Origin of the sequence: Rhodococcus sp. KRD197 (genome assembly GCF_017168235.1) — a bacterium.
Lineage (GTDB): Bacteria > Actinomycetota > Actinomycetes > Mycobacteriales > Mycobacteriaceae > Rhodococcoides.
In genome coordinates, this window is record NZ_JABFAO010000002.1 from 469,482 (window position 1) to 489,993 (window position 20,512).

Sequence of the window (20,512 nt, forward strand, 5' to 3'; positions counted from 1 at the left end):
GGTTCTTGTATGCCATTCAAGAGCAATGGCGGTTGCTTCGATGAGGGGAGTCCCGTGCGGGATACCGATCACGCATTCACACGTTCCGTCGAGAGGTTCGACTCCGCAGGAGTGAGTTGCGTTGCGGATGTCTACCGCCCACGTGAGGCGCGAGCGCAACACGTCCCCGTCATCGTCATGGCACAGGGTTTCGGTGGAGTGCGAAGGCTGTGTTTGCCTTCCTACGCAGAGCGATTCGCAGCGGCGGGCTATGTCGTCGCGTTGTTCGACTACAGGTTCTTCGGCGACAGCGAGGGCTCACCGCGTGAGTTGTTGGACATCGCAGCGCAGCTGGAGGATTGGCGGGCAGCTGTGTCGTGGGCGCGCACCCTCGACGGGGTCGATCCAGAACGAGTGGTGGGATGGGGCACTTCGTTTGCCGGGGGGCATGTTCTGACCCTGGCCGGCACCGGAACCGATTTCACTGCCGTCATCGCGCAGGTGCCGCATGTAAGCGGTTTCGCTGCAGCGCGCGCAACGGGCCTCCGGCAATCGCTGCGCCTGGCTCCAGCTGCGATCGAAGACCTGTGGAGGTCAATCCGTGGCCGAGAGCCCCGGTATGTCGCATCGATCGGTCCGGCGGGCAGTGCTGCGGTGATGGCGACCGCCGATGCCGATCCGGCCGTGGACCGGATGGTGGCGGCTTCGGGTATGTCGCGAGACGATTTTCCCGAACGGGTGGCGGCGCGGGTGCTGCTGTCGGTCACCATGTACTCGCCGCTCCGGTACGCGCGAAACACTCAGTGTCCAGCATTGATTCAAGTAGCTACCGAGGACGAGATAGCGCCGGCCGGGCCTGCTCGTACGGCGGCGGACCGAATTCCGCGAGGGACCATTATCGAGTACGACGCAGGCCATTTCGATTTGTACATCGAACCACTTTTCGAGCAGGTCGTGGCCGACCAGCTGGAGTTTCTGGCTTCGAACGCCCCGGTGCAACGCTAGTCGACGTCGGTGATCCGCCGAAATGGCTGTGCCGCTTCGAGTTCGAACGCCACTTCCAGCAGCGCCGTTTCGTTGCCATGATCGGCGGACAACTGGATGCCGATCGGTAACCCGTCCGCGGTGCAGCCCAGCGGCATCGAGATCGCGGGGCCACCCGACGCATTGTTCAGCGGCGTGAAAGCGACATAGGCGAGCAACCGGGGAAAGAGCACGTCGAACCCGTTCGCGGGGGAGAGGTGTCCGAGCCTCGGTGTCGTGTGCGCGAGAACCGGCGACACCATGATGTCCAGGTCGGCGAACGCGCGGTGGTAGTTGGCTTCCGATCGGCGCAACCGTCGGATCGTCTGCGGCGTTTTCCAGAAGTTCCGGATGAACCTCTTCGACAGACCACGAGTCAATGCGTCGGTCTGGGATCGGTCGAAGCTCGGGTCCAACGTCCACTTCCCGAAGTTCTGGACCGCGAAGCCCAGCAGACCCCAGTAGTGCTGAAAGTCGTCCTGAAACGCCAACAGTTCCTTCTCGGGCAACGGCAGTCCGATCTCCCGAACACTGTGTCCGAGGTCGGCAAGGACGCGTGCGGTGTTCTCGACTGCCTTCCGGGTGTCCTCGTCGACGGGTATGCCCGGTAGTGACCGCATCACGAGGCCGATGCGCAACCGTCGCTTCGCGGGGCCCTCGACGAGTCCGACCGGCCGAAGCTGCGGCGCTGGGCGGTACCGCTCGACCTGCGCGAGGAACGCAGCTGTATCGCGCACAGTTCGGGTGAGCACCCCGTTGGACACGATGTTCACCGGCATACTCGAGGCGTGGGCGTCGAATATCTCACGGCCACGTGTGGGCTTGAGTCCGACGAGTCCGCACGCGGCCGCGGGGATGCGTATCGAGCCGCCTCCGTCATTCGCGTGCGCGATGGGTACCACGCCCGCGGCGACGAGTGCCGCGGATCCGCCGGACGAGGCGCCGGAGGAGAATTCGGTGTTCCAGGGATTGCAGGTAGGCGGGAGCGTCTCGAACTCGGTGCTGGCGTTGAACCCGAACTCGGGCATCATCGACTTGCCGAGGCTGATCAGCCCTGTCGAGAGCAGCTGATCGGTGAAGTCGGCATTGCTGTGTGCGGGAGTGGAATTGATTGCAAGCGAACCGTGATCGGTCGGCAATCCCGCGACGTCGGTGTTGTCCTTGACGAAGGTCGGGACCCCGGCGAAGACGCCAACGCCCGGACTGTGGGCGCGAAGGCGTGCACGGTCGAAATCGGGTGTTTCGATGGCATTGAGGCGAGCATTGACCGCATCGGCACGTGCGATGGCGGCATCGACGGCCTCGACCGCACTGATGTCGCCGGATTCGATCGCGGATGCGACGCCTGTTGCGTCGAGGTCGCCCAGGGCATCGTCGCCGAACGCGTGGACCCGCTTTGAAATTGTCAATCGAACTCCCCATTGTGGACGTCGCTCGACTATAGCGATGCGTTGTGGGAGTGCGAGGCGTAACCGTAGGCATGCTAAGAAAACCGGTCGTTCGTCAAATGAAACAAGCTATTTGAAACTTAAAGTTTGTTAAACCCCGTACAAAAGGGGAGAAGTTTGTTAGCTTGGTCGCGGACACACGGGGTGGGATCGGCGTTTACAGCGGGTGGATGACTCGCCCAGGGGGAACAGTGACGGACTCGATACAGGTCCCTGGCGTACTGCCGACGGACGAGGACTACGAGCAACCTTTCGATCTCACGGCCGCGCAGTACGGGATGTGGTTGTCGCAGCAGCTGCATCCCCATTCGACGCACAGCGTGGCGCACTACATGGAGGTCCGTGGTGACCTGGACCTGGAGCTCCTTACGGAGTCGATGCGCATTGCTGCCGTGGAGACAGGCTCGCTCCTCACTCGGCTGATCGCCCCCGGTTGCACGGATGCGGGTGCGCAGACCGTTCGCCAGGTGCTCGACCTCTCGACCATGCCCGACGAGCTGGAGCACATCGATCTGACCGATGATCCGGATCCGATCGCCCGCGCACACGCGTGGATGAACGCGGAGTTCACCGCCGAGATCGACATGTATCGAGGCCCGCTGTGCAGAACAGCTGTTCTGACGGTCGGACCCCAGCATCACTTCTGGTACGCACGCGCGCACCACGTAGTGATCGACGGCTACGGCTCCGCGGTGATCGCTGTTCGAACGGCCGAGGTGTACACCTCCCTGCAGCGAGGCGAGACCGCCCCACCTGCGAAATCGCGGCATCCGCGGGCTTTCCTCGAAGCCGAGGCCAAGTACCGGTCATCGCATCGAATTGCCAAGGACCGCGAGTACTGGGCCGGTGTGGCGTCCGAACTTGCCGAGCCGGTGCTGCTTTCCGGGCGATCCGCGGAACCGTCGGCATTCAATCATCGGTGCGACAGAACGCTGGAACAGCAGACAGACAAGGCACTCGCCCTTGCTGCGGATACGCATGGAACCACCGTCGCCGCGCTGGTCGTCGCGGCATTCTCGGCTTACCTGGCCCGAGCAACCGACAGCGAGGACGTCGTACTCACGTTGCCGATGGCGGCTCGGGTGACCGCGTGGGCTCGCTCGTCCGCGACCATGACTGCCAATGCCGTTCCCATCGGGGTGCACGTCGGGCCATCTACGACCGTCGGTGAACTCGTTGCCGAAGTAGGCTCCAGAATCGGCAACGCCCTGCGGCACCAGCTACTTCCGGCATCGGAGATTGCCGGGGATCTGCGCGCGTCGGGCGCGACGCTTGGGCCGACGATCAACCTGATGCTGTTCGGCGACGAGATTCGACTGGGTGAACTCGACGCACGATTGGACCTGCTGACCTCGGGGCCGACCGCAGACATGGCCGTCACCGTGCACACGAATTCCGCGACCGGGCACATGCGTGTCGATTTCGAAGGCAACCCCGCCACCTACGAGCGCGCCGACGTGGAGATGCACAGCGAGCGGTTCACACAGTTCCTGCACCACTTCGCGACTCGACATGCGGACAGCGTCGTCGGCGCGGTCGAAGTACTGACCGAATGGGATCGACGTCTGCTTCTCGGCGAGTGGAACGGCGGGGCGGCAACCGTGCTGGCGACCTTGCCCGAGATCTTCGGGAGGGGCGTCCTCCGGGCTCCGGATCGTCCCGCGATCGTAGACGGTGAGACAGTGGTCGACTACCGCGAACTCGATCGGCAGTCCAACGCCATGGGCCGGCTTCTGATCGGCATGGGCGTCGGACCCGATGTCCCTGTGGCTGTAGTAGTTCCCAGATCGCACGCGTCCGTCACCGTCGTCTGGGCGATCACCAAGGCCGGTGGGGTGTACGTTCCGATCGACCCGGCGCACCCAATCGAGCGCATCGCGCGCACGCTGGAGGACTGCGGGGCGCGAGTCGGCGTGACGACGCATGATCGTCTGGACTCGCTCCCCAGCGAGATCGACTGGATCGTCATCGGCGAGGACCCAGCGCGAGAACACTCCACCGACCCGATCACCGACGCCGACCGGCTCCAGCCTCTGTCGCTGGACAACCTCGCATACCTGATCTACACCTCCGGAAGTACCGGAGTTCCCAAAGGAGTGGCGGTCACCCACCGAGGTATCGGACCTATCGCCCACGCTGCCATCGCTGCACACGGAATTACCGTGGGCACGCGCGTCATGCATTTCGTGTCAATGGGTTTCGATGCCTCCATACTGGAGATGCTTCTGGCCTTCGGTGCGGGCGGAACCCTCGTGGTGTTGCCCACCGGTGTCTACGGCGGCGACGAGTTGGGCGCCCTGCTGACCGAACACTGCATCGACGCCGGATTCATCACACCCTCGGCATTGGCGACCGTATCACCTGGTGCGGGCACGACTCTCGTCTCGATCGGCGTCGGGGGCGATGCCGTCCCCGCAGCGCTCGTGGACGATTGGGCTCCCGGACGTCGGATGATCGATGTCTACGGACCCACCGAGACCACGGTTGCGGTAACCCTCGGCCCGTTGCGAGCGGGCCGGAAAGTTGTCCTCGGTAGTCCCATCGACGGGATCCGTGCCTACGTCCTCGACAGTGCAATGGCTCTGACCCCGCCCGGCTGTGTGGGCGAGCTCTACATCGGTGGAACAGGTGTGGCGCGCGGATACCACGAACGACGCGGACTGACGGCAACTCGCTTCGTGGCAGATCCGTTCGGTGGCGGACGGCTGTACCGCACCGGCGATCTCGTGAAATGGACTGCGGCCGGCGATCTCTCCTATATCGGGCGGCGCGATCATCAGGTGAAGGTGCGGGGGTTCCGCATCGAGCTCGGTGAAATCGAAGAAGCGCTTCGCGCGCATCCGCAGGTGTCGGACGCCGTCGTCGTCGTGCACGGTGACGGCCTGGCACGCACGCTCGTCGGCTACGTCGTGGCCGACGGTGATCTCGCCCTGGATCCGGACGAGGTGACCACATCACTGGTCGGAACCCTCCCCGCGTACATGGTTCCGCATCGTCTGGTGGTGCTGGAGGCATTCGTGCTCAATGCCAACGGGAAGGTCGATCGCAAGCAGCTGCCCGATCCCGGGGAACGCAGCCTCGGTAGCGGACGAGAGCCACGGACTCCGCAAGAGAATGCCGTTGCTCGAATTTTCGCCGACGTGCTCGACGTTCCGTCGGTTGGAGCCACCGACGACTTCTTCTCCCTGGGCGGAAACTCGTTGCTCGCCACCGTCGTCGCAGCTCGATTGGCTTCGGACGGGAACTACCAAGTCGGTGTGCGCGAGGTCCTGCTGCATTCGACCGTCGAGCGTCTCGCCGCGGTTCTGCGTGATGGGTCTGCCGAGCCGAACGGGCCGGTGCGAGTCTCACGCACCGAACCGTTGCCCACGTCACCGTCCCAGCGAAGCATGTGGTGGATCGAGCGCTATCAGCCATCTGCGGCCTATCACATCCCGCTCGCCCTGCGTGTGCACGGTGAATTCGCTACTGCAGCAGCACATGCCGCGCTCGAAGATGTCGTGCGACGCCACGAGAGTCTGCGAACTGTCTTCTCCACTGATTCGGTCGACGGTTCCCCGCTGCAAGTGGTTCTCGACGCACCGACCCCCGAGCAGCCATTGCCGTTCGATACCGTGCAGATCACCGACACCGACACCGACACCGATACCGCGGTTCGCGGTGCGCTCGCGGAGATCACGTTGCGGCCGTTCGACCTCGAACGCGACCTTCCCTTGCGCGCACGCGTGATCTCGATACCTGCGCGCGATGAGCACATCGTGGCTCTTGTGCTGCACCACATCTGTGTCGACGGGTGGTCGCTCGGGGTGTTGGCAGCGGACATCGTGGATGCGTACCGGGTGCGGCGAAGTGGCAGCGAGCCGACCTCGGATGCGCCCCCGGTGCAGTACGCCGATGCTGTGATGTGGCAGCGGGCCGAGCTCGGCGCGGCCGAGGACCCCGGCTCGGCGCTGAGTTCGCTGACGTCGTGGTGGTCGGATGCTCTCGCCGATCTACCGGACACTCGCCCGCCGGGCACCACCCGAAATCGGCCGGCCGTTCCGTCGGGACGGGGCGGGGTGGTATCGGTCGTGGTGAATGCCGAGCTGAGAGCGGGAATGGACAGGTTGGCCACCGGGACCGGGGCAACTGAGTTCATGGTCGTGCACGCCGCGGTTGCCCTGGTGCTGCGACGGTTGGGCATCGGCGACGACGTGGTGATCGGTACCGCCGTGGCCGGGCGCGGGCATCGCGACCTGGACCGCGTCGTCGGAATGTTCGTCAACTCGGTCGTCCTGAGAACACGTCTCACACAGAGCCACTCGGTTCGTGAACATCTGCTCGCCGTGCGGAGCGCCGACATCGAGGCGTTGTCGCGGGCGACGATGCCCTTCGACACGCTCGTCGAGCATCTCGCGCCCGTCCGCGTACCGGGGCGGCACCCGCTGTTCCAGGTGATGCTGACCGATCGAGTCACCCCAAATGTGTCGGTGGAGATCGGCGGGGGGAGCGTCAGTGCGTACGGCATCGATCTGCCCGTCGCCAAGTACGACCTCGAACTCGTCCTCGATCATCCGTCCGAGCGGCCCGATGAGACTCGGATCGTGCTGACCTACGCGGAGGATCTGTATGACGGGCCCACCGCCGAGGCGATCCTGCGACGCCTGACCTCCGTGCTCGAACAGATGGTCGCGGCGCCGGAGTTGTCCATCGATCTCGTCGATGTTCTGGTGCCGGAGGAGCATTCGGTGCTCGTTCCCATGACGAGTGGGCTACCGGAACCGCGTGGGGTGGGGATCGACCGCGCGCTCGCGGACATCGCTCGCACGGTGCCGTCGACTGCGATCGCCATCGTCGAGGGTGAACAATCCATCACCTACCGAGAGCTGGACAGGCTCGTCGACCGCCTGGCCACGCGCCTCGAACAGCACGGAGTCGGACCCGAGACCCGCGTGGTCGGCATGCTGCCTCGTTCCTCGGACTCGCTCCTGTGTGTGCTCGCCGTGGCCCGCGCGGGCGGTGTCTATGTGCCGGTCGACCCTGCCTACCCGACGGACCGGCGAGAGTTCATGGTCCGGGACAGCAGCGCGGTGATGGGCCTGACGCACACGCACGTCGACGCCTCCGACAGCTTCTGGTGCTCGCTCGAATCGCTGCTCACCGGCGATGTCCTCGCCGATACCGAGGAGGTCGATTTCCCCGAGATCCCGTCCTCGTGTTCGGCGTACGTCATCTACACCTCGGGTACGACCGGTAGACCGAAGGGTGTCGAGGTCTCACGGCAGTCGTTCGCCGATGTCGGCGTCGAACTGGTGCGCGCTTTCGACGTGACGGGTGACGCGCGTGTGCTGGCGTTCGCCTCCCCGAGTTTCGACGCGTCCATGCTCGAGATCGCGCTCGCCATCCGTTCGGGTGCCACACTCGTTCTCGCCCCGGCCGAGGTCGTCGGCGGTGCAGAACTGCAGACGGTGATCGAGAACGGCGAGGTTTCACACTGCTTCCTCACGCCCTCGGTGCTCGCCACCCTCGATCTGTCCAGCCCGGCTCTGGCCACGATGACCACGATCGGAATCGGCGGTGAGAACTTCGGGTCGGAGCTGCTCTCCGCAGTGTCCGGTCGTCGAATCGTGAACGTATACGGGCCCACCGAGTCGACCATCAGCACTCACCTGCCGGTATTGGATCCGGCGGAGGACGTGAGCATCGGCGTTCCCGTGGCGGGGGTCCGCGCCGCGGTGCTCGATTCACGACTCCTGCCCACCCCGGCAGGCGTCGTCGGCGAACTGCACCTATCGGGCGGTCAACTCGCGCGTGGTTACGTCGAGCGACCCGGGTTGACGGCCTCGCGGTTCGTGGCAGATCCGTTCGGGCCACCGGGTTCTCGGATGTACCGCACGGGCGATCTGGCGTCGGTGGACCTTTCCTCCGACTCACCCGTGCCGGTCGTCAAGATTGTGGGACGCAGCGACTTCCAGGTGAAGGTCCGAGGTCTCCGTATCGAACTCGGTGAGATCGACGCGGTACTGGCGGGTGCGCCGGGAGTGGACCTCGCCGTGACCGTGACCGCCCCGAACCCGAGAAACGAGACCGTGCTGGTGTCGTACGTTCACGGAGATGGGGTGCTCGATCCCGTCGAGCTGACCCGGATCGCGGCCGAACGACTGCCGCGACACATGGTGCCGACGCGCATAATCGTGCTCGACTCGATTCCGCTGACACCGGTCGGCAAGCTCGATCGTGCCGCGCTGCCGCCCCCGTCCTTCGACGCGGTGGCCGAGACAGATGGGCCACGAACAGCGCTCGAGGATGCGTTGGCCTCGATTCTCTCCGAGATCGTGGGCGTCGATTCGGTCGGTGTCTCCTCCGACTTCTTCGCCCTCGGCGGCACCTCGCTGTCTGCGACGAGATACGCCTCGCGAATCGGTGAGCTACTCGGACGTCACGTCCCGGTCCGCGCAGTGTTCGACCACAACACGATTACGGAACTGGCAGTACATCTCGAAGACTCGTCCGCTCGGAACCACAGTGCCGTGGTCGGATCGCATTGGCTCACTCCACAACTACTCGAGCGTGTTCGATCCACCCGCGTCGACCCCGTTCCGCTGTCCCCGCAACAGCAGGGCATGTGGATCGCCAGCCGAATCGACTCGACGGCAACGGCATACAACATCGTGGCCGGGTTACGCATCACCGGTGTGTTCGACGGGCAGGTGCTGTGCGATGCCCTCCAGGACGTGGTCGAACGGCACGAGGCGCTCCGAACCACCTACCCGTCCACAGCGACGGGCCCGGTGCAGCGGATCTCCTCGCACCGCCGCGTCACCGTCGACATCGTCGATGCCCGCGGCTGCGGCCCCGTACCGACGACAGAGCTTTTCGACGCCGTGACGGCGCAACCGTTCGACCTGTCGGCCGACCTACCGGTGCGTGCTCGTGTTCTGCGCACTGCGGATGACGAGCACCTGCTGGCACTCGTCGTGCACCACATCGCAGCGGACGGTGAATCGGTACCCGCATTGTCGCGGGATCTGTTGTTCTCCTACGCCTCTCGTGAGCAAGGTCAGCGGCCGGTGTGGCCGAGCGAACCGCTGCAGTATGCCGAGTATCGATTGGCGCTCGACGCTGCGATGGCGGACGGAATCGGGGCGACCGGCCTCGAATACTGGACCCGTGTACTCGAGGCAGTACCACACGAGCACGGTCTTCCGCTCGATATGCCTCGGCCGACCACAGCGACGGGCCGAGCCGATACCGTGTCCGCCTCGATCTCGGCGGATCTGCGAGCCCGTGTCGCGGCGACAGCTCGTGCACACAGGGCTTCGGAGTTCATGGTGCTGCACGCGACTGTGGCGACCCTCGTGGCCGAAATCGGGGGAGTGGCAGACGTCGTGATCGGCACTCCTCACTCCGGCCGCGGTGGCACGGCCGTCGATTCCATGGTGGGTATGGCCGTCAACACCCTGGCGCTGCGCATGAACGTCTCCCGCTCCGCCACCTTCGCCGAGACGATTGCCGAGGCACGCGAGGTCGATCTCGAGGCCTTCGAACACGCGATGATTCCGTTCGATGCGGTGGTATCCGCAGTAGCGGCACCGCGCCATGCGGCTCGACATCCCATCGTGCAAATCATGCTGGCCGTGCAGGATTCCGCGCCCTTGTCGATGAGCACCGGGGAGCGGTCCATCTCGATGATCGACGCCCCGATCACCCAGTCGGCGTTCGATCTGGTGGTGACCGTGCGGCCGAGTCACGACGGCGGCGCCGATCTTCGGATCACGTTCTCACGAGATCTGTTCCTGCCCAGCACTGCACGGACGCTCGCCGAACGCCTGGTCGAGCTGTTGGACCGCGCGAGCGCGCAACCGTCTGCGACCGTCGCCGAACTCGTCGATGCGAGCGACGTCCGCACCGGCTCTCTGTTGCTCGGCGAGTTTGTCGATCGCGCTGTCCTGCTGGACGCGGACGCAGTCGCCGTATGCGCAGCGGACGGCCGGTTGACGTACCGCGAACTCGACGAGTCGACAGCACTTCTGGCCGACAAGTTGCGTGCTGCCGGTGCGCGGCCGGGAACCGTCGTGGCGCTCGCTGCCGAGCGCTCGCTCGCATCGGTGACGGCGTTCTGGGCGATCGCACGAACGGGAGCGGCGGTGCTTCTACTGGATCCCGGGTATCCCACCGAGCGGCTCGAGTACATCGTCGACGATTCGGCACCGGTGTTCGGGCTGACCGACGACAGTCGTCTGGATCTACCGCAGAAGTCGTTGACCTGGTGGACCATCGGCGACATCCAATCGGCCTCGCCGATCGACATGACTGTCGAGCGCCACCGTCCCCACCTCGATGATGTCGCGTACGTGGTGTACACGTCTGGAACCACCGGTCGTCCGAAACCGGTGGCGGTCACCCACCGTGGCCTCGAGCGGTTCGCGGTGTCGCTCGGTCTGCAGTTCGACATCACCCCCGGCTCTCGCGTGCTACACGTGGCCTCCCCTGGATTCGACGCCGCGATCCTGGAGATGTTGCTCTTCATCGGCCGCGGATCGACGTGTGTGGTCGCGCCGTCGTCGGTGTTCGCGGGCGCTCAACTCGGAGAGCTCGTGCAGCGAGAACGCGTCGACACGATGTTCCTCACCCCGGCGGTACTGGGCACGCTGTCGCTGGAACCGCTGGCATCGGTCACCGCGATCGGTACCGGTGGCGAGGCGATCTCGTCGGCGTTGCTGGACAAGTGGTCCCCGGGGCGACGGTTCGTCAACGCATACGGCCCGAGCGAATCGACCGTGGCGGCCACCATGGGCCTGCAGCGGGCGGGCGTGGCACCACACATAGGTTCCGCACTACCCGGCACGGTGACGCGAATTCTCGACGCGGAACTTCGGCCGGTTTCGGCCGGGGACGTCGGGGAGCTGTATCTCGCCGGCGAAGCGCTCGGGCGGGGGTATCCGGGCCGTCCGGCGTTGACCGCGTCCCGGTTTGTCGCCGATCCGAACGGTTGCCCTGGATCGCGGATGTACCGAACGGGAGATCTGGTGCGCAGCGTCGACACGGCCGAAGGCCGCCAGCTCGACATTCTCGGAAGGTCCGACTCGCAGAGGAAGATTCGAGGAGTACGAGTCGAACCGGCCGAGGTCGAGGCCGTGTTGACTGCGCAGCCGTCGATCGAGGCCGCCGCGGTGATCGTCGAGAACGGGGTGGACGGCGCGTCGTTGTCTGCGCACGTCTGCATAACCGGCTTCGTCGATGCCGACGACATCCGCAAGGCCGTCTCCGCGGTTCTTCCTCGCCACCTCGTGCCCGCACGGATCATCGTGCACGACCGACTCCCGCTCACCGCCCACGGCAAAGTCGATCGTGGGGCGCTCGGTGCCCAGCAGAGCAGCACCGTCGCTCCGATCGTTCCTGTCGGCGATTCGATGCTCGGCGCGGTTCGGTCCGCATTCGCGGCAGTACTCGATCTCGGAATCGACACGGTGTCCCCGGACTCCGACTTCTTCGCACTCGGCGGCAACTCGCTCGCTGCGGTGCGGGTGATGGACCTGCTGCGCGAGCAGGTGCCGGAGCCGGTCCGTCAACAGGTGGACGTGACGTGGTTCTTCGACGTCGCGACCCCTGCCGTGATCGCCGCCCGCCTGGACGGGCTGGGGCGGTCGGGGGTGGCCGCAGCAGCGAACGCACCGCTGTCGCTGCGCCCGCGGTCACCGTTCGACATTCTCGTACCGCTGCGTGGCGGGTCCGGTGATGCGTCATCGATCTCCGACATCTCAGGTGACCGTGTTCCGCTGATCTGTATCCACCCGGCGATCGGTCTGGTGTGGAGCTACACCGCCCTGCTTCCGTTCATCGACCCGAAGACGCCGGTCGTCGGTATTCAAGCCCGCGGAATCGCAACGACGGCACCTGAACCGGAGTCCGTGAAGGAGATCGCGAGGGACTACGTCAACGCGGTGCGCGCGGATTTCCCGAGCGGCCCCTACCGGTTGATGGGTTGGTCCTTGGGCGGACTGATCGCCCAGGCGATGGCCGTAGAATTCGAAAGAATCGACGAAAGCGTGGAATTGATCGTGCTGGATGCGTATCCACTGTGCGACGAGACGTCCCCGAGGCAGGAGATGTCCGTGGCGGACTTGGTCCGAGAGTTCGTACTCGACACCGAAGTCGACGACGACCTCACCGTGGACCACGCCATCGAGTTGGTGCGCGGGTACGGTGGGCCGGCCACACTGCTCGACGATGATCAGATTCGACGCCTGTACGACCGCTACCGCCTTTTCGTTCGATTGGGATACGAGCATCGGCCCGAGCACTTCGGCGGTGATCTGACGTTCTTCTCCGCCTCGCACGGCCAGGACGGGCCTCGATCACCCTGGGCGTGGCGAAAATATGTCGGCGGCAGTATCTCCGACCATCCGGTGCCGACCACGCACAACGAAATGGGGACACCGCGCGCGCTCGCCCAGGTGGCGCGCAAGATCGACACACGCCCACTCGTCGCAGTATCGGATCGGACGAGATGAGTGAGCCGGTCGTCGAGATTCGTGATCTCGTCAAGGAGTACGTCGGTCGCAAAGGAAACCATCGTGCGCTCAGCGGCGTCGACCTGACGGTGCCCGCAGGGACCATCACCGCAGTGCTGGGTCCGAACGGTGCCGGAAAGACCACCGCAGTTCGCATCATTGCCACCCTCGCCTTACCCACCAGCGGGTCGGTGAAGGTGGCCGGCATTGATGTCGCCCAGGATCCGCGAGCGGTGCGTGGGCTCATCGGGCTCTCGGGTCAGTACGCAGCTGTCGACGGTCGGCTCACCGGCTACGAGAATCTGCGCATGCTGGGCCGGTTGTACGGCCTCGGGGGTGCGGGGGCCCGAGCGCGCGCCAGGGAGCTGTTGAGAATGTTTCAGCTCGAGGATGCGGCCGGACGAGCGTCGTCGACGTACTCCGGTGGTATGCGTCGGCGCCTCGATCTGGCTGGAGCGTTGGTCGCGCGCCCACCCCTGGTGATTCTGGACGAACCGACGACCGGTCTGGATCCGCGTAGCCGTGGCGAACTGTGGGAGGTGGTGGAGGAGCTGACGACAGACGGCACCGCCGTTCTGCTGACGACCCAGTATCTCGACGAGGCCGAGCGGTTGGCGGACGACGTGGTCGTGTTCGACAAAGGCCGGGTGGTTGCCACCGGAACCCCGACCGAGCTCAAAGCGCGGTTGCGAGTGCCCACCGCACACGTCCAGCTTCTCGATCCTCGCGACCTCCGAGTTGCGCGAGAGGTGTTGTTTCGCTCGAACTTTCGAACACATCCCGATACCGCCGATCAGGGTTGGTTCACGGCGGATGCGCCGTACGGAACTCGTTCTTTGATGCTCGTTCTCTCCCGCCTGTACGGAACCGGAATCGACGTGCGCGACGCACACGTCAGCGCCCCGAACCTGGACGAGGTGTTCTTCGACTTGACTGGAAAAGACCAGCGCAACGGCAGCGACATCGCCGACGACATTGCCGACGACATCGCCGACGGCATTGCCGAGGACGTCACCGGCGGCAGCAGTGTGAACGGCTCTGCCCGCAGCTACGCGGACAGGGGCATCGGATGACCGCCGTGATGCCCACGCGTCCAGTCCGCCGCGAAGGATTCGGCAGCTTCCTCGTCGACTGCGCGACCATGACGCAGCGCAATCTGTTGATCATCGTCCGGGTGCCACAGTTGCTCGTCGGTGCGACGCTTCAGCCGCTGATGTTCGTGTTGCTGTTCTCCTATGTATTCGGTGGAGCACTCGGCGGCGACCCCTACCGTCAGTTCCTGATGGGTGGGATCTTCACTCAGACAGTGGTCTTCAGTGCGGGGTTCACTGCGATCGGTCTCGCCACCGACAGTCGTGAGGGCATCGTCGAACGGTTCCATTCGCTGCCCATGTCGCGGCTCGCCATCGTGCTGGGTAGAACGGTGACGGACGCGCTGGTCTCGGTGGTCAGCATCGGTGTGATGATCGCCGCGGGTCTGCTTGTCGGCTGGCGCATCAACGGTTCGGCCGGCGACGCTCTCGGCGCGATCGCACTGCTGGTGTTCTTCGGCTTCGCGATGTCGTGGATGGGTGCGGTCGTCGGGCTGATCTCGGCCACCGCGGAAAGCGCGCAGAGCGTGTTGATGATCATCGTGTTCCCGCTGACGTTCATCTCCTCGGCCTTCATTCCGTCCGCCACCCTGCCGGGACCGCTTCGGTTCTTCGCGCAGTGGAACCCGGTGACGTCCGTCGCGCGAGCCACTCGGGAAGCATTCGGAAACCCGACGGCTCCCTCGACGTTGATCAGTGAGCCCGTGACGTGGGCCTCGTCCAATCCGGCGCTCTACTCGGTCATCGCCTCGATCGTGCTGCTGGCGATCTTCGTCCCGTTGACGTTGAAGGTCTCCGACGCGCGTACCTGACGGGCATGCTCACGCGCGGTCGAGGCCCTTACGGTCGTAGACCCGGGTGAACACCAATCCCAAGGCGAGTCCGATCAACAGTCCCACTCCGGTCATGGTGACGGCCTGCAGGAGTCCGGCGCCCGGTCTTCCGTGGAAATAGAGGATGGCCCGGGTGCCGAGGAAGATCTGATGCATGGGCTCGAACTGAGCGAGCCAACTGTAGATTCCCGGCGACGCTTCCAAGGGCACCGTTCCGCCGGAGGAAGGCAGAGCCAGGACGATGAACACGATGAGGTTGATCAGCAACCCGGCGGTGCCGAACACGGACATCACCGACAGCGCCGTCACGCCCACTGCGGTGATCGCGAACGCGCTGTACAGATAGAGGCCCAGCGAATTCGGTGAGGGCATTCCCAAGGATGTACTGATCCACAGATAGAGAGCGGATACGATCGCGGCCACCACCAGCATGATCGCCCATTTCACGGCGAGCGTGCCCGTCCGACTGATACGCGTGGCCCCACGGTAGATCACGCGCGGACCGAACTCTGTGGGCGTGAAGCCCAGGAGTCCGTCGACCAGGGCGTTGACGATCGTCGCGCCCGTGAAGCCTGCGAGGACGAGCAGCAACGCGTAGTAGAAGGCGGACAACCCGCCCCCGGTTCCGTCGGGCAGTGGATCGTAGGCAGTGGTGATGATGTCTATCGGCTGGGCCAACGCGAGTCGGGAAGCCCCGCTGAGCACCGTGTCGGATCCTTCGAGTTGGCTTTCGACCTGGGCGGTCAGTTCGGAGCCGACAGTCGAATTGACCTCCGAGAGTGCGGTCTCGGCGATCTGCTGCGTCAAAGACACACTGAACGCGCCCGCCCGAGGGTTGGTGTTGACCGTGATGATGGGCTTGTCGACGTCGCCCGCGACGACACTGGCGCGCGCGAGTATCGCGGCACGTTTGGTGAAATCGCTAGGGATGACGATGGAGCCATAGGCCTCACCGGAGGCGAGCAGTTGCTGTGCCTCGGCAGGCCCTGCTTGCTTCAGGTCGATCTGATCGGCATCGATACCCGCGACCAGCCCCTCGGCGATGTCGTTGCCGAAGTTCTGCTCCTGGGTTCCGCCGTCGGACTCGACTACGTCGCCGAGGTCCTGGTTGACGAGCACGATCGGATAGCTGTTGAGACTTTCGCGCGGGTTGAGGATTCCGCCGAGATAGAGCGCTGCCAGCAGCGACATCAGAGCGGACACGACCACGATCGGTGCCAGCCAGAATCGGGGAGCTCGAAGGACGTCGGTGACTGACCTGGGCGATCGGGAGTCCGGCATCGGTGTCCTTACGTTGGGCCGCTGGTCGAAATGTAGTCGATGGCGTCAGGAATTCAATCCGAGTCTCGCTCGACCAGACGCACTGCGGCCTCGTACACGAGCTGGGCGTGCAGTTCGAACAGGGCCATCAGGTCCACCGAGTCACCGCCGATCTCGTGGGCGATGAAAAGGCCGTCCGCTGCCGCGATCGCGTACGTGGTCAGCAACTCGACCGAGCTCGGATGCATGCCGGGCGCGAACTGCTGCATGGCCTCGGACACTCGTTCGTGGGCCGCTCCGCGGACTTCGAGGAACTTCACTCGGGCCCGGGCCTCGACGGGGCGACGCTCGAGCGCCAGCATCAGGCCGAGCCGCAGAAAGTCGGGCGTCTCGAGCAGACTCTTGGCGACCGACATGAACATGGCCCTGAGTCGCTCACGCGGATTCGGCCCGTCGGGAATGTCCAGCGCACCCAACCACTTGGCGAAGCTGCGCTCGATCACCGCCGCGATGAGGTCGTCCTTGTCCTTGAAATGCCAGTAAATCGAGCTGGCCGGAAGTCCGCATGTCTTGCTGACCAGGGCGATGGACGTGCCTTCGTATCCGCGTTCGCTCGCGACCTCCACGGTTGCGTCGAGGATGCGCAGTCGCGATTCTTCACCGTTCGCTCGTTTGCGTCTGGGTTGGCTGAGCTGTGACAACGTGCCTCCATATTTAGGAATGTGACTTGACTCTCACCGTATCCAACCTTATTGTAGTGACCAATACGGAATGTAGTGATCACTACAGCAACGGATCGCAAGCCCGGCTTTCAGCGAAAGGCAAGAACGTGCTCGATACCACATACGACGTCGCCATCATCGGCTTCGGACCCACCGGCGTCACCGCAGCCAATCTGCTCGGTGCACGCGGTCTACGTGTCCTGGTCATCGAGCGCGATCCCGACATCTACGCTCGTGCTCGGGCGATCTCGACCGACGAGGAAGTTCTCCGAATCTGGCAACAGGCCGGGCTCGCCGACAAGCTCAACGCCGAGATGCTCCCGGGGCAGCCCGTGAAGTTCGTCGACGCCGAGGGCGAGCAGTTCGCGGAGCTCACTCCCCAGCCCCGCGGCGCCGGGCACCCTCCGCAACAGTTCATATACCAGCCCGCAGTCGAGAAGACCCTGCGCGCGGGTGTCGAGCGGTATGCCACCGTCGAGCTGGCCCTGGAGCACGAATGCCTCCGGGTGGCCTCCGACGCCACCGGCGTCGATCTGATGCTCGCCGACCTGAAGACCGACGCCTTCCGACGCGAACGCGCCTCCTACGTGATCGCGGCAGACGGAGGTTCCAGTCCCACCCGAGGGCTGCTCGGAATCGGTTTCGAGGGGCAAACCTACGAGGATCGCTGGGTCGTCATCGACGCCAAGGTTCTCCAGGAGTGGCCCGGCCACGACTCGCTACGTTTCCATTGCGATCCCGCCCAGCCCACCGTCGACTGCCCCACCCCGCTCGGACACCACCGCTGGGAGTACCCCGTACCGGTCGGAAGCGACGAGAAAGAGCTCGTCACCCACGAAGCAATCTGGAAAGTGTTGCGCAGTAAAGGAATCACCGAAAGGCAAGTGGAGATCCTGCGGGCCGTGGTCTACAGCCACCATGTCAGGTTCGCCGACCGCTGGCGTGTGGGCCGAGTGTTCCTGGCCGGGGACGCCGCGCACGTGATGCCTCCGTGGATCGGGCAGGGCATGTCGGCCGGTGTGCGAGACGTAGCCAACCTGTGTTGGAAGCTCGCTGGTGTGCTCGACGGTTCGCTGCCGGAGGTGGTGCTCGATTCCTACCAGAGCGAACGCATGCCGCACGTACGCGAAGTGACCAAGCGTGCGGTGAAGACCGGAAAGCTGATCACCGAGCGGCGTCGTCGGCTTGCGTTGGTGCGCAACCACGGTCTGCGCACACTCACCAAGATCCCCGCAGTGGCCGCGTGGCTGAACGACAGTCGGTGGATTCCACCGGCCCACTATCCGGACGGATTCCTCGCGCCTCGGCCCAAGGCCGGTTTCGGTGAGCGTCAGCGGACTTCCGCGGTGGGCTACCTGATTCCGCAACCCTGGGTGCTCGACCAGAAGGGCGAGAGCTCGCGGCTGGACGACGTGCTCGGTGGCCGCTGGGTCCTGCTGACCAGCGGCGTCGTCGACCCGACAGGCCCATGGCAGCACGCGGGTGTCACCGGATTCGAAGTCCGCGGCGCCGGATCCGAAGCCGCTGAGGACGTGATCGTCGACACCGAGAACGTACTGCTGTCCTGGATGCAGAAGAAGGGGGCCCGCACCATGGTGGTGCGTCCCGATGGATTCGTCTACGCCGCAGACGGTCCCAACTCCGTTCTTGCTCCGCCACCCGGCGGACTCGATGCCCTCCTCGCATCGTGACGAACGTACCGACCAACCGCTCCGGAGGAGAAATCATGACCAATGCACTGTTGACCGAGAACACCGTCTCTGTAGGTGGCAAGGACATTTTCTACGCCGAGACGGGTGAGGGCCCCGTTGTGGTTCTGCTCCACGGCGGCGGACCCGGCGCCTCGGGTCTGTCGAACTTCTCACGCAATATCGACACGCTGGCATCGAAGTTTCGTGTGATCGTCCCGGATCTGCCGGGTTACGGACGTTCGAGCAAGGGTGTCGATCACAGTGACCCCTTCGGCTACCTCGCCGATTCGATCCGAGGGTTGCTCGACGAGCTCGGGATCGAAAAGGCACATTTGGTCGGAAACTCGTACGGGGGTGCTTGCGCTCTGCGGTTGGCCCTCGATACGCCGAACCGGGTAGACCGGATGGTGCTCATGGGTCCCGGCGGGATAGGAACGACGCGGGGATTGCCGACGCCGGGACTGAACTCGTTGCTGTCCTACTACACCGGTGACGGTCCGACCCGGGACAAGCTCGAGGAGTTCATCCGCCGGTACCTGGTGTTCGACGGCGCAGCCGTGCCAAACGCCGTCATCGACCAGCGCTACGAGGCCAGTATCGATCCCGCGGTCGTCGCCGACCCGCCGCTGCGGCGTCCGTCCGGACCGGGAGCATTGAAGGCGTTGTGGCGCATGGACTTCACCCGCGACAAGCGCCTGGCAGCATTGACCACCCCGACACTTGTCGTGTGGGGCAAGGCCGACAAGGTCAACAAGCCCTCCGGTGGGCCGATGCTGGCCAAGACCATGCCCAACTGCGATCTGCTTCAGGTCGCGAACACCGGCCACTGGGTGCAGTGGGAGCGCGCAGATTTCTTCAATTCCATCACCGAGATCTTTCTGTCGAAATGAGGCACCGATGACCACCATGACTCGCGACGAGACCGCAGTGGACCCGTCGGTCTTCGGCAACGTCCAGTTCGGATATGCAGTAATCGAGACCCGTAAGCTCGGTGAATGGCGCCGATTCGGGGCCGAGGCCATTGGGATGCATGTCGACGAAATGGACACCGGAAGAATCAGATTCCGGCTCGACGACCACGAGTGCCGGTTTCTGCTCCAGTACGGACCCGCCGAGGACGTCACCGCGCTCGGGTGGCAGATCGAGGACCACGACACGTTCGACCGAATAGTCGCACGCGTGGTCGATCGAGGCGTACCAATCGAGGAGGGCACCGCCGAGGAAGCTGCGCTGCGTGGTGTCGAACGGTTGCTGAGGTTCCCTGGGCCGAAAGGGATTATCCAGGAAATCTTCACGCGCGCGGTTGTCACCACCGCCCCCCTGGTGATGAAGAACTCGGCATATGTGACCGGTCGGAGCGGGATGGGCCATGTGGCGATCACATCGGTGGAGCCCTACAAGCTCCGCGAGTACTTCAACACGGTCTTCGATGCGAGGCTCACCGACTACATCGACGAAACGATCAGCGGAATGAGGCTGAAGATCCGCTTTCTTCGGGTCAACGAGCGGCATCATTCCATCGCTATCGCGAACGTCCGTGGGCTGAAGGTGAATCCGATCCGCACACGCGTTCAGCATCTGAACATTCAAGTGGCCGAGTTGGACGATATGGTCCAATCCTTCGAGCGCGTCAAGGAACTCGGATTCGGCATGGCTCTGGCTGTCGGGCAACACACCAACGACCGCGAACTGTCCTATTACGCGCTGACCCCGTCGGGATTCGAATGGGAAGTGGGCTGGAACCCTTTCACAGTCGACGAGAACACCTGGGAACCGTCGACGCACCAGGGCATCAGCATTTGGGGCCATTCACGATCCGGGCAGACCGTGGTGGAGAAGCTCGAGCAGTTCAAGACCGTCGCACAGTCGCTCGGTCGAACCGAGATCGTCGTCCCCGAGCTCAGCGGGCACGGCATCGCCGATTACAGCGAAGCAGCGAGCCGCGAAGCTCGGTGAACGACAACCAGGCGGC

The 20,512-nt window shown here is 64.5% G+C and carries 10 protein-coding genes; 7 read left to right on the top strand and 3 right to left on the bottom strand.

Annotation, left to right across the window (positions count from 1 at the left end; genetic code table 11):
- Positions 1 to 9: 9 nt before the first annotated feature.
- Positions 10 to 984 carry an alpha/beta hydrolase gene (locus tag J1M86_RS04455; RefSeq protein ID WP_206508955.1) on the top strand — a complete coding sequence of 325 codons (975 nt, stop codon included), beginning with the start codon at positions 10 to 12 and terminating at the stop codon, positions 982 to 984.
- Here J1M86_RS04455 and J1M86_RS04460 read toward each other — a convergent pair.
- Positions 981 to 2,411 (bottom strand): amidase, encoded by a 1,431-nt coding sequence (locus J1M86_RS04460; protein ID WP_206508956.1) that lies wholly within the window; start codon positions 2,409 to 2,411, stop codon positions 981 to 983. The two genes, J1M86_RS04455 and J1M86_RS04460, sit on opposite strands and share 4 nt — an antisense overlap.
- Before the next feature lie 230 nt (positions 2,412 to 2,641).
- On the opposite strand from J1M86_RS04460, the gene J1M86_RS04465 reads away from it, so the two are divergent.
- From J1M86_RS04465 to J1M86_RS04475, 3 genes are read left to right on the top strand one after another with little or no spacing between them, the layout of a single operon-like run.
- On the top strand, positions 2,642 to 12,943 hold the full coding sequence (locus J1M86_RS04465) for a non-ribosomal peptide synthetase (protein ID WP_206508957.1): 10,302 nt from the start codon (positions 2,642 to 2,644) through the stop codon (positions 12,941 to 12,943).
- Entirely contained in the window at positions 12,940 to 14,016 is a 1,077-nt protein-coding gene (locus J1M86_RS04470) for an ABC transporter ATP-binding protein (RefSeq protein ID WP_206508958.1), read from the top strand. The genes J1M86_RS04465 and J1M86_RS04470 overlap by 4 nt, the downstream gene beginning before the upstream one ends.
- A complete protein-coding gene (locus J1M86_RS04475; RefSeq protein WP_075838918.1) occupies positions 14,013 to 14,846 on the top strand; it encodes an ABC transporter permease in 834 nt (277 codons plus the stop codon). Before J1M86_RS04470 ends, J1M86_RS04475 begins: the two co-directional genes overlap by 4 nt.
- Positions 14,847 to 14,855: 9 nt before the next feature.
- Here the strand turns inward: J1M86_RS04475 and J1M86_RS04480 are convergent, their stop codons facing one another.
- Together J1M86_RS04480 and J1M86_RS04485 are read right to left on the bottom strand one after the other, a co-directional pair.
- On the bottom strand, positions 14,856 to 16,148 hold the full coding sequence (locus J1M86_RS04480; protein WP_206508959.1) for a DUF3533 domain-containing protein: 1,293 nt from the start codon (positions 16,146 to 16,148) through the stop codon (positions 14,856 to 14,858).
- Between the two features lie 53 nt (positions 16,149 to 16,201).
- Positions 16,202 to 16,828 carry a TetR/AcrR family transcriptional regulator gene (locus J1M86_RS04485; RefSeq protein WP_075838919.1) on the bottom strand — a complete coding sequence of 209 codons (627 nt, stop codon included), beginning with the start codon at positions 16,826 to 16,828 and terminating at the stop codon, positions 16,202 to 16,204.
- A gap of 128 nt (positions 16,829 to 16,956) precedes the next feature.
- Between J1M86_RS04485 and J1M86_RS04490 the strand changes: the two genes are divergently transcribed.
- Genes J1M86_RS04490 through J1M86_RS04500 form a run of 3 tightly spaced genes read left to right on the top strand, consistent with a single transcriptional unit; the run spans position 16,957 to position 20,496 of the window.
- Positions 16,957 to 18,540, top strand: coding sequence for a bifunctional 3-(3-hydroxy-phenyl)propionate/3-hydroxycinnamic acid hydroxylase (locus J1M86_RS04490; RefSeq protein ID WP_075838920.1), 1,584 nt, complete (start codon positions 16,957 to 16,959; stop codon positions 18,538 to 18,540).
- Between the two features lie 35 nt (positions 18,541 to 18,575).
- A complete protein-coding gene (locus J1M86_RS04495; RefSeq protein ID WP_075838994.1) occupies positions 18,576 to 19,430 on the top strand; it encodes an alpha/beta fold hydrolase in 855 nt (284 codons plus the stop codon).
- A 7-nt stretch (positions 19,431 to 19,437) separates the two neighbouring features.
- Positions 19,438 to 20,496: a VOC family protein gene (locus J1M86_RS04500; protein WP_241259543.1), complete on the top strand. Its 1,059-nt coding sequence runs from the start codon at positions 19,438 to 19,440 to the stop codon at positions 20,494 to 20,496.
- Positions 20,497 to 20,512 lie beyond the last annotated feature (16 nt).